Source organism: Natronorubrum sp. A-ect3, assembly GCF_041821125.1.
GTDB lineage: Archaea > Halobacteriota > Halobacteria > Halobacteriales > Natrialbaceae > Natronorubrum > Natronorubrum bangense.
The window spans coordinates 59,284-77,243 of sequence record NZ_JBGUBB010000008.1; the positions used below are offsets into that span (position 1 = coordinate 59,284).

Annotated in this window: 17 protein-coding genes; 9 read left to right on the forward strand and 8 right to left on the reverse strand. The window is 60.5% G+C overall.

Features of this window, described 5'->3' with window-relative positions; translation table 11 throughout:
• The first annotated feature begins 161 nt into the window (after positions 1-161).
• Genes ACERJA_RS17400 through ACERJA_RS17410 form a run of 3 tightly spaced genes read left to right on the forward strand, consistent with a single transcriptional unit; the run spans position 162 to position 3,437 of the window.
• Complete coding sequence (locus tag ACERJA_RS17400) at positions 162-926, forward strand: ABC transporter ATP-binding protein (RefSeq protein WP_373609504.1); 765 nt, start codon at positions 162-164, stop codon at positions 924-926.
• Positions 916-2,193 carry an ABC transporter permease gene (locus tag ACERJA_RS17405; RefSeq protein ID WP_373609505.1) on the forward strand — a complete coding sequence of 426 codons (1,278 nt, stop codon included), beginning with the start codon at positions 916-918 and terminating at the stop codon, positions 2,191-2,193. Before ACERJA_RS17400 ends, ACERJA_RS17405 begins: the two co-directional genes overlap by 11 nt.
• Positions 2,190-3,437: an ABC transporter permease gene (locus ACERJA_RS17410; protein ID WP_373609506.1), complete on the forward strand. Its 1,248-nt coding sequence runs from the start codon at positions 2,190-2,192 to the stop codon at positions 3,435-3,437. Before ACERJA_RS17405 ends, ACERJA_RS17410 begins: the two co-directional genes overlap by 4 nt.
• 76 nt (positions 3,438-3,513) lie before the next feature.
• Here the strand turns inward: ACERJA_RS17410 and ACERJA_RS17415 are convergent, their stop codons facing one another.
• Complete coding sequence (locus ACERJA_RS17415; protein WP_373609507.1) at positions 3,514-4,146, reverse strand: METTL5 family protein; 633 nt, start codon at positions 4,144-4,146, stop codon at positions 3,514-3,516.
• A gap of 136 nt (positions 4,147-4,282) precedes the next feature.
• Here ACERJA_RS17415 and ACERJA_RS17420 point away from each other — a divergent pair, with 136 nt between their 5' ends.
• Positions 4,283-4,480 carry a zf-TFIIB domain-containing protein gene (locus ACERJA_RS17420; RefSeq protein ID WP_373609508.1) on the forward strand — a complete coding sequence of 66 codons (198 nt, stop codon included), beginning with the start codon at positions 4,283-4,285 and terminating at the stop codon, positions 4,478-4,480.
• A 60-nt stretch (positions 4,481-4,540) separates the two neighbouring features.
• Here ACERJA_RS17420 and ACERJA_RS17425 read toward each other — a convergent pair whose 3' ends face one another.
• Positions 4,541-5,572, reverse strand: a complete 1,032-nt coding sequence (locus ACERJA_RS17425) for a hypothetical protein (protein WP_373609509.1) — start codon at positions 5,570-5,572, stop codon at positions 4,541-4,543.
• Between the two features lie 98 nt (positions 5,573-5,670).
• Positions 5,671-6,576 carry a permease gene (locus tag ACERJA_RS17430; RefSeq protein ID WP_373609510.1) on the reverse strand — a complete coding sequence of 302 codons (906 nt, stop codon included), beginning with the start codon at positions 6,574-6,576 and terminating at the stop codon, positions 5,671-5,673.
• Between the two features lie 253 nt (positions 6,577-6,829).
• On the opposite strand from ACERJA_RS17430, the gene dph2 reads away from it, so the two are divergent.
• From dph2 to ACERJA_RS17455, 5 genes are all read left to right on the forward strand, one after another.
• Positions 6,830-7,879 (forward strand): diphthamide biosynthesis enzyme Dph2, encoded by a 1,050-nt coding sequence (gene dph2 / locus ACERJA_RS17435; protein WP_373609511.1) that lies wholly within the window; start codon positions 6,830-6,832, stop codon positions 7,877-7,879.
• A 415-nt stretch (positions 7,880-8,294) separates the two neighbouring features.
• Positions 8,295-9,014 carry a hypothetical protein gene (locus ACERJA_RS17440; RefSeq protein WP_373609512.1) on the forward strand — a complete coding sequence of 240 codons (720 nt, stop codon included), beginning with the start codon at positions 8,295-8,297 and terminating at the stop codon, positions 9,012-9,014.
• Between the two features lie 77 nt (positions 9,015-9,091).
• Positions 9,092-9,925: an MBL fold metallo-hydrolase gene (locus ACERJA_RS17445; RefSeq protein ID WP_373609513.1), complete on the forward strand. Its 834-nt coding sequence runs from the start codon at positions 9,092-9,094 to the stop codon at positions 9,923-9,925.
• A gap of 70 nt (positions 9,926-9,995) precedes the next feature.
• On the forward strand, positions 9,996-11,684 hold the full coding sequence (locus ACERJA_RS17450; protein ID WP_373609514.1) for an AAA family ATPase: 1,689 nt from the start codon (positions 9,996-9,998) through the stop codon (positions 11,682-11,684).
• A gap of 54 nt (positions 11,685-11,738) precedes the next feature.
• Positions 11,739-12,677, forward strand: a complete 939-nt coding sequence (locus tag ACERJA_RS17455; protein WP_373609515.1) for a hypothetical protein — start codon at positions 11,739-11,741, stop codon at positions 12,675-12,677.
• Between the two features lie 294 nt (positions 12,678-12,971).
• On the opposite strand, the gene ACERJA_RS17460 is transcribed toward ACERJA_RS17455, so the two are convergent.
• From ACERJA_RS17460 to ACERJA_RS17480, 5 genes are all read right to left on the reverse strand, one after another.
• Entirely contained in the window at positions 12,972-14,009 is a 1,038-nt protein-coding gene (locus tag ACERJA_RS17460; RefSeq protein ID WP_373609516.1) for a tyrosine-type recombinase/integrase, read from the reverse strand.
• Positions 14,002-14,391, reverse strand: a complete 390-nt coding sequence (locus tag ACERJA_RS17465) for a DUF5805 domain-containing protein (RefSeq protein ID WP_373609517.1) — start codon at positions 14,389-14,391, stop codon at positions 14,002-14,004. The genes ACERJA_RS17460 and ACERJA_RS17465 overlap by 8 nt, the downstream gene beginning before the upstream one ends.
• 1,050 nt (positions 14,392-15,441) lie before the next feature.
• Positions 15,442-15,597, reverse strand: coding sequence for a hypothetical protein (locus ACERJA_RS17470; RefSeq protein WP_373609518.1), 156 nt, complete (start codon positions 15,595-15,597; stop codon positions 15,442-15,444).
• Positions 15,598-16,026: 429 nt separating this feature from the next.
• Positions 16,027-16,260 carry a hypothetical protein gene (locus tag ACERJA_RS17475; protein WP_006067551.1) on the reverse strand — a complete coding sequence of 78 codons (234 nt, stop codon included), beginning with the start codon at positions 16,258-16,260 and terminating at the stop codon, positions 16,027-16,029.
• A 275-nt stretch (positions 16,261-16,535) separates the two neighbouring features.
• A complete protein-coding gene (locus ACERJA_RS17480; RefSeq protein ID WP_373609519.1) occupies positions 16,536-17,954 on the reverse strand; it encodes a class II fumarate hydratase in 1,419 nt (472 codons plus the stop codon).
• Between the last annotated feature and the right edge of the window lie 6 nt (positions 17,955-17,960).

The window sequence follows — 17,960 nt, forward strand, 5'->3', positions numbered from 1 at the left end:
ACACGTTTGCATAGCAGACGGTCGTGGCTCGAGTACAGTAGTGGCTGCAAACCAGTTCGTTGCACACTGGACACGGAGTTAACCCCGTCCTTGCTGTGGGAAGCCGGAGAGAAACAATGTCCGGCTGTGGCATCGATTCGAGCGAGTTGAACTTCGGACAGATGAGCAACCACACACTGGAGCGGGCGACCGGCACGGATGGCCAGCCAACTGCCGATATCGCGTCGACACCAGCCGTTCGCCTCGAGGCCGTCAGCCACGAGTACGGCTCGAGTGGTGGCCGTACTCGATCGGATGGCGACCGAACGGTGATGGCACTTCGGGACGTCTCTATCGAGGTACAACAGGGCGATATCGTTGGTCTCAAAGGCCCAAGCGGCAGCGGCAAGTCGACGATTTTGCACACGGTCACCGGGCTGTTGGTCCCGACTGCGGGCGCTGTCGAACTGCTTGGGACCGATCTCACCGCCCGCTCGGATCGGGAGCGAACGCGGCTGCGACGACAGCATATCGGGATCGTCTTCCAGCGGTTTCATCTCTTGCCGTCGCTGTCGGCACGAGCGAACGTCGCGTTACCCCTCGTTCAGGCGGGCGTTCCAAGAGCGACGCGACGCGAGCGCGCCGAGACGTTGCTCGAGAAGGTCGGGCTCGCTGATCGAACGGGCCATCTGCCGGGCGAACTCAGTGGTGGCGAACGCCAGCGAGTCGCAATCGCGCGGGCGCTCGTGACTGATCCAGACGTTATCGTTGCCGACGAACCGACGGGCGAACTCGACACGGCAACCGGCGCGGATGTGCTCGAACTGCTGACCGACATCGGCCGCAACCGGGCCGTCCTGGTTGCCTCACACGACGAGGCGACGCTGTCAGTCGCCGACCGCGTGGTCGGATTGCGCGATGGACGGGTGGTCACGGATGGCACGTGACGACGCGTTCGACGCGGATTCGACCGGATCACGCCGCACTCGCTGGCGTGGACTCATCGGTATCTCGATCGTCAGACTGTGGAAACGACTGGCACAGACGCGGTCTAGACGGCTCGTCGCAACGGTCGGTGCCGTCGCGTTGACGATCGCACTACTGGTGGTCGTCACAGGCGTCGCGCTGGGGCTTGCCGACGGCGGTGCAGTTACCGATGACGATGCCGACATCCGGATCACTCCCGAAGAGAGTGCGACGCTGTCGGCTGTCGACGGCGTCGAAGGACCACGGCTCGGAGCGACGAACGAGCGCGCCGAAACGATCCGCGAACAAGACGGCGTCGAGCACGCATCACCGGTTCTCGTCGAACCGGTCCAACTCGAGTCAGCAGACGGCGAGCCACAGACCGTCCTGCTCGTCGGCATCGTCCCCGACGAGGAACCACGGACCATCGGCGGGCTCTCGACGGAGACACTCGAGTCAGGCGACCCGCACTACGCGAACGGCTCCTACGACGGCCCGCGAGAGGACGCGATCGTACTCTCTGACGCTGCTGGCGAGCGTCTCGAGGCCGACACAGATTCGAATCTCACCGTCACGGGGCCACACCGTTCAGACGAGCGACCAGCACCGTCGTTTACTGCAACCACCGTCGAGACGAGCGGCGATGACGAGGATTCGACGCCGATCGCACTCGTTCACCTGAGCGAACTACAGACGATCGCTGGCGCTGACGGTGGCCAGCTCGCCGATCACATACTGGTCTGGGGTGAGCCCGACGCAGCGACGGCTGCTGCCGACGAGACGTACCCCGATGCTGCAGTCGAAACCGTCGGCGGGACCGACCCGTCCTCACTGTTCGGTGACGGGCTGGCGCTCGCGACGAGCCTGCTTGCGCTGGTCGTCGGCGTGGCGATCTGTGCATCGTTCGTCGCAACGACCGCGGGGATGACCGTCAACGAAGATCGCCGAACCCTCGCCGTCCTCGAGTCGGTCGGCTACCCCACACACAGTCGGCTCGTGATCATCGCGGTGTCGACGCTCATCACGACGCTGTGTGGGGCGCTGCTGGGAATCGTCCTCGGCGTGGGCGGCATCCATGCCGTCAACATGGCTGCCAGCGCGACCGTCGCCCCAGGGGCCGTCGCGCAGGTCCACCCGGTGTTCGTTCCCTACGCCATCGTCGTCGCACTCATTTCAGGACTCGTCGCCGTCCCCTACCCACTCGCGGTCGCTGCTCGCACGTCCGTCCTCGAGGAGGTGGGGCGATGAGTCTGCGGCGAGCCGCGGTCCGAGCGCGAGCCGTCGTCGGCCTCGCCTCCGCACAGCTCCGGCGCACCCCCGGTCGGACCGCACTCACGATCATGGCTGTGACACTCGCCGTGCTCTCGGTGACGCTACTCGCCAGCCTCGGTGTCGGCGTCGTCGAGACGGGCGAAGACGGCCTCGAAAACGCCAACCGGGATATCTGGATCTCGAGTGATCCGATCGATCCCTCCGCCAGCGGAACGGCGAACCCGATCGTCGGCTCGCACGGTGTTTCGGCAGACATCACCGAGCGTGATGACGTCAGCTCCGCCTCGCCGATTGCGATGCACGACGTCTACATCGGGACCGACGGCGACGATCTCGAGCGGACATCAGCAGTCGGTGTCCACGAAACCCACGACGACTTTGACTTCGAGTCCGGCGGCGGGTTCGAAACCGAACTGAACGCCTCGGAAGGCGACCACCTCGAGAGCGAACGTGCCGCCGAGCCGACACACGAGGAGATCGTCCTCGATCCCAACACGGCCGAGACACTCGACGTCTCGGTCGGTGACACGGTCTATCTTGGGACCAGTCGTGAGACAGCACGCGACCACGAGTTCACTGTCGTCGGGATCGCTGCGTACTACTCACAGTATCTCGGGTCAGACGCAGAAGCCGTCCCGCTGACTGACCTCCAGGCCGTCGCTGGAACCGCTGGGACGGATCGAGCGACGTTCATCACCGCAAGTGTCGAAGACGGTGCCGATCGAGACGCCGTCGGAGACGATCTCGACGACGAGTATGCGGCCTACGACGTCCGTACCAGCGACGAGCAGGTCAGTGCGATGTTCGAAGAGCAACCGCTCGTGCTCGCCAGCGGGGCGACGCTGGTCGGCCTCGCTCTCGTTGGTGGCGTCGTGTTGACAGTCAATCTGTTTGCCCTCGTGGCCTACCAGCAACGGGACGAACTCGCCGCACTCCGGGCAATCGGGCTCTCCAGGTGGGTGCTCGCGGGAACGATCGGCGTCCAGGGACTCGTCATCGGCCTCGTTGGTGGGATCGTCGGGCTTGCAGCGACACCCATCCTCGCGATGGCGCTCAACTACCTCGCCGCGTCGGTCATCGGCTTTGAGGCACTCTTGCAGACGCCACTCGAGGTCTACGGTGTCGGCCTGGTGCTGGCGATCGTCGTCGGGACGGTCGTCGCCGTCGTCACCGGCTGGCGGGCCAGTCGGTACGCGCGCATCGAACACCTCGAGGGGTAACCAGCGCCCGTGAGCCGTCCATTACATGCCTGCGCTCGGCGTGTGGAGACGCCAGCAGATCGGAAAATCGACGATCTTACTCCCACTCGATCCGGAACACTTCCGCCTCGAGCGTCTCCTCGGCTTCGGTGTGGAACTCGAATCGGTTCGCGATCGGAAACTCGGCCCGAAATGCGTGTGTCACCTCGCCGCCTTCGTCGTCGGCGAACGACTCGACGAATTCCTGACTCCCCTCGTTGTGAATCGTATAAGAGACGCTCGCGATCGAACGCGTCGTCTCGAGAAACTCGCGGTCGGCGTGGCGATTGCCACGCTGTGCGCCAAACGGCGGGTTCGAGACGACAGTCGCGTCAGTCAACGAGAGCGGTGGTCGGGTGGCATCACCGCGGAGCCACTCGAGACAGCCGTGTTTGCCCGCCTCATCGATCCGTGCAGCGTTCTCTCGGGCCACAGCGAGTGCGTCAGGGTCGATGTCGAGGCCGACCACCTGCCTGGCGCCTGCAAGCGAGGCTGCGATCGCCAACATTCCTGTTCCAGTGCCGAGATCGACGACCCAGCCCTCGAGGTCGTCCTGCAGGCGCGCCTGATGACAGATATGCGCAGCGATCTCCGGCGGCGTGAGATACTGCTCGAGCGCCGCAGTTGGGTCAGCAAAGTCCGCGAGCGTTTCGAGCGCTCGAGCGAGGGTTCGTCGCGACGGTCCGGCCATTGTGACGGGGTTTTGCCTCGAGTGTCATAGCTCCGTCGGGTTCACATCTCACGCTCGCGACTGTCCGTCAACCGCGGTGTTCTGTGGACATGACAAGTTCGAATAGAGTTAAGAAGAGTCCGTCTAACAGATGGGTATGGAGTGTCCACGGTGTCAGGGCTCGCTCGAGGAACTCTCGCTGGGTGACGTCTCGACAGTGACGTGTCCACACTGTTCGTTCGCGGACGTTCCCGTCGATCACGTCAGCGAGGACGACGAGCCCGAATCCTGGCGGGACGCGTTCAACCGGTTTTATGAAGACAACGTCGGTCGTGAAGACGCCACTGAGCACTGAAGGCTGCAGTATCGTAAACCGCGAACGTCACAGTGGACGTCCACGGAGAATCTCTCGAGCTTACTCGTTTGCAGCGGCCGCTTCGACTTCTTCGTCGTCGCTGTCGTGGTCGACGTCCTCGTCGGATCGGGCAGCGACGAGGCCACCACGTGCCACGCTGTAGAGTGGCTCGTTGGCGTGGGAGACGCCGCTGATCGAGAACGGAATGTTCGCGTCGCTGAGATGGTCACGGAACAGCGCCTCGAAGCCGCTTGGACTCGAGGTGCCGCCGGTGACGACGACGGGCACGTCGAGACCTTCCTCGACGTCTTCCTCGTCGACTTCCTGAACGATCTTGTCGATGACGTAGTCGAGCAGGTTCTCGTAATAAATCGAGAGCGCCCCTTCGACGCCGCCGACGTCGGTCGTAAAGTCGAGTTCGAAGTCGTCTTCTTTGATCGAGGTCACCTTGTCGACTGGCGTCCCCGTCGCACGGGCGGCCTGTTCGTCGACCCAGTCGCCACCGCGGGCGACGGAGAACTTCATGACGGGCACTGCGTAGTAGGACAGACAGACGTTCGTCATCCCGGCACCGAAGCTGATGCCGAGTCCGGTGAAGTTGTTGTCCGCGAGTTCGCTGTAGATGACGGACATCCCTTCGTTGATCGGTTCGGCGTCGTATCCCATGTCGTCGAGGAACGACTCGATCGTCTTCTGGTGATACAACGTCGAGAGATCCGAATCGATCGGATCTGCAGGGGAGGAGAAGTAGAGCTTCTCGTCCGGATAGGCAGGTTCGCCGACGACCTGTTCGATGATGAGTTTCATCATCGGAATCGCGCTCTTCTCGTCGTTCGAGAGGATCCCGTGTTTCATCGGGCGGCGGGTTTCCTTGTTGAAAATGTTCGCAAAGTTGAGTGCGTCGTCACCGACGACGTACACCTTATCGTCCTTGCGAATGTGAAGTACTTCGCTTCGCGAGAGCATCTGCTCGGCCATATCCGAGTACTCGATCTCTACGAAGGAGTTGCGCTGTTGCACGAAAACCGTGTCGTTGCCATCCTGTTGTGCAGACAGGATGTTCATCGTCCCAACGTCTAGGCCTTTGGCCATAGTTGGGCAAGGCAACCGACGGATTATAAATCTATGTGGAATACCCACATCTCAAAACTAATGACGGAACGGACTATTTTAATCGTCTGCGAACGGGATTACTTTCGGCTAACGAGATCGCGGAGCCGCTCGAGCAGGCCCGAAAGCGGCGTTGATGAGCTGTCGTCATCGGCTGTCGCCAACTCGTCGATGCGCTGTTGTTCACGGAGTTCTTTGAGCTTTGCCGTCTGATCGTCGACCGTCGATTGCGAGGTTGTCTGTTTCGTCTCGCCGCCTTTCAATCCCTTGAGGCCGGCGACCTGTGCGTCGACGCCGGTCGAGCGGGTCGTCTTCGCCGCGCCGTCAGTGTTGACTGAGACGTCGTCGAACTCGTTTTCGGAGAAGCTGAGTCGTTTGTGTTCGGTTTTCTCGACGCCACCCCAGGAGAGTTCGACGTCTTCCATCGCGTCGTCGATATCCTGCTGGACGTCGAAATCGGGCTCGTCGTCTTCATCGTCCTCACTGTCGTCGTCGATCTGGGTGACGGCACGGGCCATATCGAGGTAGTGAGCGATCAGTGCCGCACCGGTCGAGGCAGTGATTCCGGCGAGTCCCACGGCGTACACTGCGACGACTTCTGCCGTGTAATCGTTCCCGTAGCCGTTCCAGTCGTCAGGGTAGGCATAGAGGAACCCGGCGACGGCCGCGAACGTGATCGTGACGCCGGCGATCGAGGCGTACAGCACCCGACGTTCCGACGGCAACAGAACCACAATTCCGAGCATCAACAGCGGCAACGCAATCATGACGATCGCGTACGCCGGCTCGGCCCACGTCACGTGGGCGACGCTGCGGGCCTCGAACGTGCTACTCCAGAGAAAGAGCACCAGCGCAACGATCGCGAGGCCGATCCCGCCGAGGAACAGACCAAACCCGACGTAGACGTCAGTCCGGTCTTCTGGTTCGCCGATGTATCGACGGTAGAGGTCGAAGAGATACCCGTCTGCAGGCTGTTCCGCTGACATTAGCCCCTCGTTTAGACTCCAGTACTATGACTGTTGGGACAATTGTGACTGTCTACGAAACAGACCTGACCGAACGCCAACACACTCGGGTTGCCGTTGTGTGACCCAGGTCCACGCGTCCATGGTCGGCGTCCGCTGACGGCCGACCCACGAGCGAGGGCGAAACTGGCCACCGGTGGCCCGCCGAGTCACATCGATTCGTCGAAATTGGCGAAGCGCCGCTGTTATACGTTCGTGGCCGTTAGGACGGTCAATGAGTCAGGAGTCGGAGTACACCGAGGGAGACCTCCGGAACACCGGAATGCGTCTCAAACACGATCGCGAATGGGACTACGAACTCGAGCAGATCGTCGACGCAATCGAGGAACGAGACGCGACAAAGGTCGGACTGCAGTTCCCCGAAGGGTTGAAGCGCCGGGGACCTGCCGTCGCCGACGACCTGCGCGAGCTGGCCGGCGACGACGTGACGTTCATGCTCTCGGGACAGCCGTGTTACGGAGCCTGTGATCTGGACACCTATCTGATGAAACGCACCGACGTGTTCGTCCACTTCGGCCACTCGCCGATGAAGAACACGGACAAAGTCATCTACGTGCCGCTGTTCTCGAACGTCGAGGTCCAGCCGATCATGGAAGAAGCACTCGAGACACTCGAGTCGCCCGAGGAAACCGAAGGAGTCGGCCTCGTCACCACAGCCCAACACATGAACCGCTACGAGGAGATGCGCGAGTTCCTGGAAGAACGAGGCTATGAGGTCCACAGCCGCCGTGGCGACGAGCGACTGACTCACGAGGGGCAGGTGCTTGGCTGCAATTACGCGAGTGCAGACGTGCCCGCAGATCAGGTGCTCTACGTCGGCGGTGGAAAGTTCCACCCACTCGGGTTGGCGATGGAGCATCCGGACAAACACGTCGTCATCGCAGACCCGGTCAATAACGTCGTCACCGTCGCTGACACGGAAAAGTTCCTGAAACAGCGCTACGGCGCGGTCCACCGGGCGATGGACGCCGAGAAATGGGGTGTTATCTTCTGTACCAAGATCGGACAGGGCCGCTGGGAACAGGCCCAGGAGATCATCGACGACAACGACAACGCCTATCTGATCACGATGGACGAAGTCACCCCCGACCGACTCCGGAACTTCGACATGGACGCGTTCGTCAACACCGGCTGTCCGCGCATCACGACCGACGACGGCCCGCAGTTCCACAAACCGATGCTCACCCCCGGCGAGTACCGAATCGCCGTCGGCGACGAACCCCTCGATAGTCTCTCGTTCGATACGTTCCACGGCACCTGGTAGCGCCACCGAACGTGATCCCCGGTGCGGATATCGTGGCTGTTCAGCGACCGATCTATTATCACAGTCACTGGCCGTCGGTTCACACATCGCACACGACGATGCGTGTGTGACCCGTTTCATACGGACTGCTGTCGTCACTGACCGCCGATCACCGAACCCGTCTCTGGTGATCGGTACAGCAGACCGTATCAGTTGTTCCTGTCGGCGACCCTCAACTGATTCTCGAACAGAAACTACTGGTTAGATGACTATCCTTCGAAATTGAATATCTTCACCAGATAGGGTAATTAGATGCTAGTTGTGACAGAAGAATGCGAATTGGTTCAAGACATTCAGTCGTTAGTCGGTAATTAGCTACTGATTCCAAACCAGTTTGGGCGAGTTCTTTTGCCCGGATAGAATAGAGCAGTAGTCAATGAGTAACCCAGACGGCTCCGGACGACCGAGACACGCTCGAGATGGGCTCTTTAGCGCGCTCGCCGACGAGACCCGGCGCGAGGTCCTCCAGATCGCCCACGAGCAGTCGCCGACTGGGGTCACGAAAGCGGAACTCGCTGCCGAACTCGTCTCGAGAACCGCTGACGACGGCACCGACACGGTGACCGACGACGACCGCAAACGTGCGCTCGTCGACTGTCACCACCGGCTGCTCCCTGTGCTGGCCGACGCTGGCCTCATAACGGAGACCGATGACCGAATCGTAGCGACTGACCACTGGGCGTTCGACGACGCCGAACTCATGGGCGTGATCGCCGGGCAAACAACCGATTACGGAACTGATCTCGACGCGTTGTTCGAGGCACTCGCCGACGCCAGACGTCGAACGGCGATCACCGTCCTCGAGGATCGACAGCAACCGCTTTCGGTTGACACGCTTGCCAGTGAGGTTGCAGCCAGCGAGACGGACCAGACCGAACAGGTCCGGTCGGCGCTGACACACGTTCATCTCCCCCACTTGCACGACGCTGGGCTCATCGGCTACGACACCGCTTCACGTCGCGTCTCGTATGAGGGCCACCCCGTACTGCACACCGGCTGGCTCGAGAAACCACCCGAACACGGCACACACGCGGACGCCAGTGGTCGATCGCCGAAGCTGATTCCAGAACTCGCCCGATCGAGTATCGAACGGTAACCCCGGCCCGTAATCGTTCACATAGCGCGACAACGGATACAATAACACTTACCCACTCGCTCCTCCCACCCTCGCATATGATCGAAAGCGACTGGGGAGACTGGCTCGTTCGCGACGTCGAAGACGCAGACCCAGACGGCGTCGCCGTCTGGTATCTCGGCTGTAACGGTTTCGTTCTCAAAGGCTCCGACGGGACGACGATCTACATCGATCCCTACCTCGGGTTGGGCGATCCGCCACGAACCGTCCGGATGATCCCCGTGCCGTTCGATCCCGAAGACGTCGCCGAGGCCGACGCCGTCCTCGCGACCCACGAACACACGGATCACGTCCACGGCCCAACTCAGGCACCGATCCTCGAGTCGACAGGCGCAACCTTCTATGCACCCGACGACAGCCTCACCGTCGCTCGTGAAGAAGAAGCGTGGGAAGACGAGTGGGACCTCGAGGCCGACCAGTTCGCCGAAGTGAGCGAAGGCGACACCGCCGACATCGGCGAGTTCACCGTCCACATCGAGGTGGCCAACGACCCCGACGCAACCCATCCGGTTAGCTACGTTTTCGAACACGACGCCGGGACGTTCTTCCACGGCGGCGATACGAAGCCGACCGACGAGTTCGAACGCATCGGCGAAACGTACGACATCGATCTCGGCGTGCTCGCCTTCGGTACCGTCGGCCAGATTCCCGACAAACAGACGCGAGAGCCGAAACGAACCCGCTGGTACAACGACGAAAACCAGCTCGTCGAGGCCGCATCCGCCCTGCAACTCGAGCGAGTGCTACCGAGCCACTGGGATATGTGGCGCGGGCTCACGGCAGATCCGAAAGCGCTTCATCACCATGCAAACAGCTTCACGTCGCCACAGCGACTGGAGCTTGTCGAGATCGGCGATCGGGTCGACCTGTAGCGGTCGGCGAATAACTTGATTGTGGGATTGTCCGCACAATTTATAGTAATGGTGTGGTAACGTTGGCCTCATGAGTACCACCGCTGACACTGACGACGTGATCGAGGTCAGTGCTGATGGATTATCCGTCCAGAAGACGTTCACGGCGGACGAATTTCCTGTTCCTGCGATCCGCTTCGAGATCGAATCGGACCACGATGAACAGGTCGCCGTTCGTCTCTCCGAAGATATTCCAGAATCGTTTCCGATGGACAAAGTCGGGTTCCATCCCGACTACCACAGCGATAACTGGACGGCCTTTCAGGACAACCACGTCGAGTTTACCGGCCAACTAACGCCGAATGAGACGCTCGTGACGGTCTATGGCATCCGTGTCGACGACGAGAGCGATGCCGAACCGTTCATGACGGAGCCAGAAATCGTCGAAGTTAGTTCCGATGGAGAGGGTGGCTCCGATGCCGAAGCGATCGACGACGACGTCATCGGTAACATCGTCGAAAACGACCGCAACCAGCCCGTCAAGGACATGATCTCCGGCGAGTCGGACTCCGTCCCCGGGCTCGAGGAGACAGAGACGACCGACGACGATGCTGCTGAGGCGGCCGAAGAGGACGATCAGGACGACGGCGGTCTCGAGCTTGATCTCGATCTCGGCGACGTGGACACGGAACCCGAGCCGGTTGATGACGACGAGACTGACGACAACACACCGGACATCGATCTCGGATTCGGCGAGGACGAGATTCCGGATTCCGACGACGAGGACGAAGAGCACGCGACTGACCTCGAGATCGAACTCGACGACGAAAACGAGGACGACGAGGAAGCGATCGAGTTAGATATCCCCGACGAAGAGGCGACTGACGACGAGACAGACGAGACAGACGAGATCGATCTTGAAATCGACGCGGACTCCGAAGCGGAGGACGAGGATGTGGAGACACTCGAGGAAGACGCAGACTCCGAAGCTGAGGACGAGGATGTGGAGACACTCGAAGACGAAGACGACACAGACTCCAAATCGGAGGACGAGGATGTGGAAACACTCGAGGAGGACACAGACTCCGAAGCCGAGGACGAAGATACGGAGACACTCGAAGACGAAGACGACACAGACTCCAAATCGGAGGACGAGGATACGGAGACACTCGAAGACGACGCGGATCCCGAAACAGTTGCCGACCCGGCAGCCGATACGGCGGCGGAGCCGACCGCGTTCGATGGCTCTGTGCTCGACCAGCTCGTAACGGAGCTTCGCGACGGCGAGATCGACGAAGCAGATCGGGAACTGCTCCGGTCGGAACTCGATCTCGAGCCGTCCGGCCCCGAGATCGCGAAAGTCGAGCATCTCCAATCTCGAGTCGAAGAAGTCGCCGCGTACACTGACGCGCTCGAGCAGTTCCTCGAGGACAACGGCACCGGAAAACAGCTCATCGAGGACGTGCAGGCAGATCTCGAGTCTATCGATGCCGACCTCGACGAGATGGACGACCGGGTTGGCGGTACCGAGGGACGTCTCGATGACGTCGAGGATGATCTCGAAGCTGTCGACGACGATGTCGAAGCCCTCGAAGACGACGTGACTGACCTCGCGGACGATGTTGACGATCTCGAGGCAGACGTCGACGACGTCGGGGACGACCTCGAGGACGTCGAAGAGAGTCTCGAAGACGTCGAGGACGACCTCGAAGACGTGCGAGCGGACGTCACCGACATCCAGGAGTGGCGCGACCAGCTCGGCTCGATGTTCTCGAACTAACCCGTCGTTCCCGAAACGCAACTCGTTTATCCGTCGCCAGTCGACAACCAGCCGATGGGCGAGACGATCCCGATCGCAGTTCCACGAAAAGGGCGACCACTCGAGTCGGTACTCGACCGGCTCGCCGGTCGGCTCGACGTTCCCGAGCTCGCAGACGACATCACGTCGACACTTCGTCACGAGAAGGCGATCACCAAGGGAACGATCGATCCCGAGGACGATACGGCTGCAAACGACGTCTACCATCGTCTCGCCACGTACAGCTCCGTCGACGATCCGACCGAACCGGAGTATACGCTCTTGCGAGACGACCGTGCCGGCAAGCCTCGGCGAATCGTCTTCGATAGCGTCACGATCCCACTCGATGACGTCGAGGGCGTCGCTGACGGCGCAGCGATTCAGTTGATCGGTCGCGAGGAACCGTTTCGAGCGCTTCGCACCCACGAGTTTGCACTCGGGTTCGACAGTGCCGACCTCATTCTGGAGGAAGTCGTCGAACTCCGTCCGGAACCACTCGGCAGAATCGAAGACATCAACGCCCGAATCAACCCTTCCGATACTGACGTTCGCGTCATTACGGGGCTTGGCGACACGGTCTATCACACCCTGATGGCAACGCCCGACGTTGCTCCAGCGGCCGACTCACTCGACCGACCGTTCCTCGAGGCCTACGAGGGACCGCTGTGTATCGAGCCCCGGTACGAACGACTCGTCCAGGCCGTGCTCGGAACGCAGACACTCGACGGAATCCACTTTGCGTATCCCGAGGACGGCCGCGAAGAGGAAGCCGCGATCGCTGATACCGGACTCGGCGTCTACCTGACAGTGACTGGATCGACGGCTCGAGACCACGGTCTCTTGCTCGGCGAGCAACTGTTCCCCAGCGAGACGGTGCTGTTGGAAAGTACACCAGAGCCGACCGAGACGATGACAGCCGTTCGCTCGCTACTGAACGGTACCGACCTCGAGACGGAGCTCACGGTCGAACAGTAACGGTTCGGCTGTAGTTTTGTGACACGGCCAGCGAAGAGTGACAACTCGAGACTCGGTCCGTGTTTTTGATCACACGCAGAAACCGCGTGCCGAGTGGACACTGGCGTCGAAACGCTCGCGAGACACTCCGAACCGGCCGACAGCCCGCGAATGGGGCTGTGTCGAGCGGACGGAACCCAACCAGTTTTGATATAGCACTCTGGAGTTTATTTGCTCGAGTGGGGGCACATATATTGACTATAGAACGAGTGACTGCCTACGTATAGGGGCCAAACACAGCGAAAACCACACTCACTACACGGAGAGTGAGTAGATGTGCTCGAGATACGTTTCCCGAACCCGATCGCCCCAGTTGTGGGTGTAGGTGTCGATCACGTCACTGGCGACGTCCCCGCGAAGATACTGGACAATACCGCGGTCGCCTGTTCGGTCCCGCAGATGCGTGGTAAAGAAGTGTCTGAAATAGTGTGGAGTAACGTTCTCGGCAGCGCCGCCGCCGGTTCGATACCAGCCTCGCTCTCGTGCGTACTGCTCGACCACGTGGTGGACGACGTTTGGCGTCAGTCGCTCACCCCAGCTGTCTGCCGTTCCGACGAACAGTGGCTCTGTCGCTGCTCCTGTCGTCGTTCTCGAGGGCGTGTCCGGTCGCACTGCGAGCCACCGGACTAACACGGCTTTCAGCTCCTCGTCGATCGGGACGACGGTCTCGCGTTTGCGTTTGTTCGATGCCGTCCGCAGCTCGCCGCCGGATTCACGCCCATAGGTGTGTTCGGTGGCGACAAACAGTGAGTCCGGGCGGCCGGCGATATGTGCTCGGGGCTGCCACGTCTGGGCGTCGTGTGCGAGATTGAGGTCGACCAGATCGAGGTTGCAGAGTTCGCCGGCTCGGATCCCGGTTTTCAACAGCGTGGTCACGAGCGCTCGATGGAGTGGATGGCGAATATCCGTGACGAACGACCGCATCTGGGCCAGCGTCACGTCACGTCGGGTCGGATTCGACTCGATCGATTCGGTCATCTCCTCTAAGACGACCGTCATCGGATTCTCTTCGGTGTGGCCAACCCGCTCGAGATAGCTGTAAAACCGGTTGAGATACGACGCATACGTCGCGACTGTGCTCTCTGAGTGTGTGGTTCGAAGCTCGTGTACCCACGCCATACAGTCCCGGTAGCTGGCTGCTGGTGGCGTCTTATCAAAGCGGTCGTCGAGGAACTGCTCATACTCCGAGAGCACGCGCTGATAGGCCGCTGCAGTGCGCTCGTTGCGGCCGTGGTGTTCGATGTCCTGCAGGAAGTATTCGACCGTCCCCGACTGTTGGTGGCTCTCAGTCATGCTTGGTGACCACGTAGCCGCCCTCACGGCCGCTGTATCGAATCGTGTTCTCGTCTTGCAAACGCTGTAGCTCCGCGTCGAGATCAGCTTCGACGTCGTCGATGAGTGCCTTGACGAGGCCATCCCAGCCGAGGACACCGTTTCGCTCGAGTACCTCGAGAATCCGGTCTGCGAACTCGTCATCAGGTGCGGACTCGGTGCCGGTTGGAGCGCCGGCTGAAGACTGGTCGGATGGTATCTCGAACTCCTGGCGCCCCGCCTGCACCATCGTTCTGATGAACTCGCTTTGACTCATCTCGAGGGCGTCGGCCTGGGCCTTCCAGATTTCCTTTTGATACTGTGGCACGTACGTCTTCACAGCGACACGATCGTCGTCGGCCATACGCTGGTGCTCACAGCGAAGACACTTCAATCTATCCTACATTCACAAATAAGGGCATTTATTTTGATCTACAGTGCCCCAGTCTGGCCGGTGACAGTGCATTATATTGTTACACAGGACTACAAAATACCGGGTGGTAGGACTATATTTGAACCTAAACAGTTGGCCCGACGTCGATGCCAGCATCGGTCAAGGGGACACATCGCCGATCAGAAATGAAAGAGATTCTACAGCCTTCCAGTTGCAATATCTCGTGCTGTATCGATGAGTGTCCCCGACCGAATGACGCCAATCAGCACACAAAAGCGGCAATATTTGAGTGGCGATCTCGATGCCCAGACCCTAGGGGTCACGGGCCGAAAAGAGGGGTCTACAGATCGCCGTAGCACACCACTTCGAGTATGTTATTTGATAGGAGATTGGAGGTTGTGTCACAGTCTGTGTGATTGGGTAGCTATCGGAGTCACTGAACGTCAGTGCACACCAGATCACATGATGGGAGTGCGCTTCGGAGCGTGCGCGGTTCGGAGCGAACGACGTGAGCGAGAACCGCGGAAAGTGAACGGGGAGGAACGACCCGTGAGCGAACGAAGTGAGCGATGCGATCTGTGTGGACATCGGTTCAGGTGTACTATAGAGCTCGAATTATCGGTCCGACCGCCACGTGAATCGTTGTGGCCTGACGAATCGTGACCATCGCTCGAGTCAGTGGGTTGACCAAGCATCGGTCGCAGGTCGCCAAGACACGACCCGACGGCCACCAGTCTTCGACGATGTACGGAGGACTCCAGAGAGTCGCTTGCAGACCGACCGAGTTGAACCAAGCATGGTACATTTCGCCGATCGCTGCTCGAGAGAAATCGTTGTTCTCGCGGAACTCACGGGCCGTCGCCGTGATCGAGTCGATGAACGCGTTCACGCATCGGGAGCGGGTGTGTGGTGTCGCGGAGATATTGTCGGCCTCGTTTTCCAATAGTGTCGGTGGCCGATCTCGAACTGGTAGTCGAGACACGTCTTATTGTATACCGTGTCACAGCTATCCCGAATCCACTATCCGAACCGCTTACGGGGCCGTTCAAGCGAGTCGTTGATCGGTTCGTTGGTGTCGACTGCTGCAACGTACTGCAAGAAATCGCGATCATCGACGAAGCCGTCCCACGTCTCGAGGCACTCGTCGATCTGTGACTCGAGTTCGTCGCCCGCCAACTGGAGCGTCGCATCGTCTGTGGACTACATCACGGACTGCTTCAGGCGTTCGAACTCGCCGGTGTCGCTGACAGACTCATCGCTGTGCGTGTGTCCGGGAATCCGGTGGTCACCATCAAAAGATCGAAGGCCCGAAAGCCGTCACAAGACCGCTCAACGCGTTGTGACCGATCGCAATGGGAACGCACCACGAGGCCCGCGTTGGCAGCGTTTCGAAACGCTTGTCGGCCAGCGATGTACCAGCCGGTTCGAACGAGGTCGAACACATATATCGTATACTGCTATATCGAACGATTCCGTGTCCAATCCAACAACTCATTGCTGTCACATGCACCTCCCTGGAGGACCGTTAGGAGATCTGAAAGCGAGCGCGTCCGTCCCAGCGGGCAGTCGAACGCAGAAAGAGCCGTTTCGAGATCGGCAGTTGGTTCAGTGTGTTGCGGTGCGTACGTCGTCGACACGATACAGGTCTTCTTGTAGTCCATCACCCTCACAGCCCTCGGTTGGACACTCGTAGTGCCAGCCGTCCTGGGTTGCCTCGCCTTCCCGGAATCGGTCACCACAGACCTGACAGAAAAGCTGTCCCTTTTTGCATGTGTCTCGGTGTAACTCGAGGGCGAGCTCCGTCTGGAAGGACTGGTTGCAGTTGCGACAGGTGTGCATATTTCATCTGACGCGAGCATCCATCAAAACTGCTTGGGTTCTTTTATTACGCCGATATCGGGCTTGATTCGGCTCCACTGTGCCGATTTAGCGTCAACAGTCAGGGAATAAAGAAGGGGTAGATTCGCTAGTTACTCAGAACCGGATTCGTTGTTTCCTGTCAGATCCGATCACGCCCACCTCGTGTGATTGAATCGCACGATACTATGTAACGTACTCGATACGATCCGGTTCGGAGAGGGGGTCCAGCGATCGTCTCGCAGCAGTGACTCGAGTCAGTCGTCCTGCCCGAGGATGCCGCGTTGGGCCATCTTGCGGGGGTCGAGCACCTCGTCGGCTTCGTCTTCGGTGAGGTAGCCTTTCTCGAGGACGACTTCGCGGACCGTTTTGTCCTCTTTGAGCGCGGTCTTTGCGACTTCGCTGGCTTTGTCGTAGCCGATATGGACGTTCAGCGACGTCGCCATCGCCATCGACTGCTCGACCTGGTCGGCGCAGTAGTCGGCGTTGGCTTCGAGCGGTGCGACAAAGCGTTCGGCGAAGACCTGACTCGAGTTCGAGATGAGTTCGGCGGACTCGAGGAAGTTGTGGGCCAGCACTGGCTTGTAGAGGTTGAGATCGATCTGACCCTCGGCAGCGCCGGCGGCAACGGCGGCATCGTTGCCGACGACCTGCTTGTGGACCTGGTTGACGGCTTCGGCGATCACGGGGTTGATCTTGCCGGGCATGATCGACGAGCCGGGCTGGTTCTCGGGCTGTTCGATCTCGCCCAGACCGTTACGTGGGCCGGAGGCGAGCAGTCGAAGGTCGTTTGCAATCTTGTTCAGCGAGCCGGCGACGACGCGGAGTGCGCCGTGGGCCTCGCTCATCGCGTCGTGGGCAGCCTGGGCCTCGAAGTGGTTGTCGGCCTCGCGGAACTGGACGCCGGTCTCTTTGGTGATGTATTCGGCAGCACGGCCGGGGAACTCCTCGTGTGTGTTGAGTCCCGTCCCGGTCGCGGTACCACCGAGGGCGAGTTCGGAGAGATGATCACGGACGTTGTCGACGCGGCCAAGTCCCTTCTGGATCTGGGTCCGGTAGCCGCCGAACTCCTGGCCGAGCGTGACTGGCGTCGCGTCCTGAAGGTGCGTGCGGCCGGTCTTGACGACGTCGTCGAACTCGTCTTCTTTCGCCTCGAGTGCTTCACGAAGCGTGTCGAGAGCGGGGATGACGTCTTTCTCGACGGCCTCGAGGGCGGCGACGTGCATCGCCGTCGGGATAACGTCGTTACTGGACTGACCGTAGTTGACGTGGTCGTTGGGGTGGACGACGCGGTCGCCGATTTCGGCACCCATGAGTTCGGCGGCACGGTTGGCGATGACCTCGTTGGCGTTCATGTTCGAGGACGTGCCGGAGCCGGTCTGGAAAACGTCGACCGGGAACTGGTCGTCGTGTTCGCCGGCGATGACCTCGTCGGCAGCCTCAATGATGGCTTCCGCGACGTCGTCATCGACCAGGCCGAGGTCGCGGTTGGCCTGTGCGGCGGCCTTTTTGACGACACCGAGTGCGCGGACGAAGCGGCGACTGAACGAGATGCCCGAGATCGGGAAGTTCTGGATCGCACGCTGGGTCTGTGCGCCCCAGTAGGCGTCCGTTGGAACCTGCATCTCGCCGAGACTGTCCTCCTCGATACGGTAATCCGTGTCTTCGTCACCCATAGCTAG

Excerpts from the sequence above, each read along its gene's own strand:
- ACERJA_RS17450 (WP_373609514.1), top strand. The coding sequence starts at position 9,996 with ATGAGTACCACCGCTGACACTGACGACGTGATCGAGGTCAGTGCTGAT.
- ACERJA_RS17415 (WP_373609507.1), bottom strand. The coding sequence starts at position 4,146 with ATGGCCGGACCGTCGCGACGAACCCTCGCTCGAGCGCTCGAAACGCTC.
- ACERJA_RS17440 (WP_373609512.1), top strand. The coding sequence starts at position 8,295 with ATGAGTAACCCAGACGGCTCCGGACGACCGAGACACGCTCGAGATGGG.
- ACERJA_RS17460 (WP_373609516.1), bottom strand. The coding sequence starts at position 14,009 with ATGACTGAGAGCCACCAACAGTCGGGGACGGTCGAATACTTCCTGCAG.
- ACERJA_RS17465 (WP_373609517.1), bottom strand. The coding sequence starts at position 14,391 with ATGGCCGACGACGATCGTGTCGCTGTGAAGACGTACGTGCCACAGTAT.
- ACERJA_RS17475 (WP_006067551.1), bottom strand. The coding sequence starts at position 16,260 with ATGCACACCTGTCGCAACTGCAACCAGTCCTTCCAGACGGAGCTCGCC.
- ACERJA_RS17430 (WP_373609510.1), bottom strand. The coding sequence starts at position 6,576 with ATGTCAGCGGAACAGCCTGCAGACGGGTATCTCTTCGACCTCTACCGT.
- ACERJA_RS17410 (WP_373609506.1), top strand. The coding sequence starts at position 2,190 with ATGAGTCTGCGGCGAGCCGCGGTCCGAGCGCGAGCCGTCGTCGGCCTC.
- ACERJA_RS17405 (WP_373609505.1), top strand. The coding sequence starts at position 916 with ATGGCACGTGACGACGCGTTCGACGCGGATTCGACCGGATCACGCCGC.
- ACERJA_RS17420 (WP_373609508.1), top strand. The coding sequence starts at position 4,283 with ATGGAGTGTCCACGGTGTCAGGGCTCGCTCGAGGAACTCTCGCTGGGT.
- dph2 (WP_373609511.1), top strand. The coding sequence starts at position 6,830 with ATGAGTCAGGAGTCGGAGTACACCGAGGGAGACCTCCGGAACACCGGA.
- ACERJA_RS17455 (WP_373609515.1), top strand. The coding sequence starts at position 11,739 with ATGGGCGAGACGATCCCGATCGCAGTTCCACGAAAAGGGCGACCACTC.
- ACERJA_RS17425 (WP_373609509.1), bottom strand. The coding sequence starts at position 5,572 with ATGGCCAAAGGCCTAGACGTTGGGACGATGAACATCCTGTCTGCACAA.
- ACERJA_RS17445 (WP_373609513.1), top strand. The coding sequence starts at position 9,092 with ATGATCGAAAGCGACTGGGGAGACTGGCTCGTTCGCGACGTCGAAGAC.
- ACERJA_RS17480 (WP_373609519.1), bottom strand. The coding sequence starts at position 17,954 with ATGGGTGACGAAGACACGGATTACCGTATCGAGGAGGACAGTCTCGGC.
- ACERJA_RS17400 (WP_373609504.1), top strand. The coding sequence starts at position 162 with ATGAGCAACCACACACTGGAGCGGGCGACCGGCACGGATGGCCAGCCA.